The sequence below is a fragment of the Luteimonas flava genome (assembly GCF_036584485.1).
Classification (GTDB): Bacteria; Pseudomonadota; Gammaproteobacteria; order Xanthomonadales; family Xanthomonadaceae; genus Luteimonas; species Luteimonas flava.
This window is the reverse complement of the sequence record NZ_JAZHBM010000061.1, coordinates 1-308: the sequence shown is the minus strand read 5'-3', so window position 1 is coordinate 308 and position 308 is coordinate 1. Positions and strand designations below refer to the sequence as shown.

The 308-nt window shown below is 64.9% G+C and carries 1 pseudogene; it reads right to left on the bottom strand.

Annotation, left to right across the window (positions count from 1 at the left end):
- A pseudogene (locus V3391_RS17680) lies at positions 1-308 on the bottom strand (hypothetical protein); the annotation flags it as partial.

Below are 308 nucleotides of genomic sequence, written 5' to 3'. Positions count from 1 at the left end.
GCCGTTGAACAGGTGTCGCGTCGCACCCTTTTCGTCTTCGTGCGAATTCGGATCGCCGTTGCCATGACCGATGGAGCGGCCGCCGCCCGTAACGGCGAAAGTCACTTCATTGTCCGCCAATGGCACAGCACGGCCCTGCGCATCCAGTGCGCGCACGGTAATCGGCATCGCATCGCGGCCATCACCGCTCAGTTGCGCGCGGTCCGGCACCAGTTCCAGCGACACCGGCGCGCCGGTAGTCTCCACCGAGGTGCGCACCACTTCCTTGCCGCCACGGTAGCCAATCGCTTCCAGCTTGCCCGGTTCAA